The sequence below is a fragment of the Candidatus Thiosymbion oneisti genome, from assembly GCF_900092655.1.
GTDB classification, from domain to species: Bacteria; Pseudomonadota; Gammaproteobacteria; order Chromatiales; family Chromatiaceae; genus Thiosymbion; species Thiosymbion oneisti.
Genome location: NZ_FLUY01001379.1, coordinates 1 through 384, shown reverse-complemented (window position 1 = coordinate 384; position 384 = coordinate 1). Strand labels below are relative to the sequence as shown.

Genomic DNA, 384 nt, shown 5'->3' with positions numbered 1-384 from the left:
TGTCGGGTTACGGCGCGTTCAGCCTCGGTTGTCCACGCCCGCATCGCAAGGCGCGCCTAACCCGACCTACAAAACTTTTGCGACACCCTCCGTGGGGACGGGAAATGATAATTCGCGTCGATTCGCGTGATGCCTGGTTCCCGTCTGCCCTGGAAGTGGCTCAGTTCGCGAAAAAACGGAAATTGCGAAAAAACGCAATGACGCAAGGACGCCAAGCCGCCAAGAAAGAACAAAGAATCTTTGCGTCTTGGCGCCCTTGCGTCCTGGCGTTAAATGGGCCGGAAAGTGAGCGCCCAAGCATAAAATTTTTGGCTCTTTATGGATTCCAGACTGGTTAGGATATTTTGCGCAAATTTGCCTTCTCAGCAAGCCAGAGGGGCGTCG

At 54.2% G+C, this 384-nt stretch carries 1 protein-coding gene; it reads left to right on the top strand.

The window, feature by feature from the left end; translation table 11 throughout:
• Positions 1-338 (top strand): hypothetical protein (locus BQ17_RS22765; protein ID WP_218068277.1); only part of this gene is annotated, 338 nt, incomplete at its 5' end.
• Between the last annotated feature and the right edge of the window lie 46 nt (positions 339-384).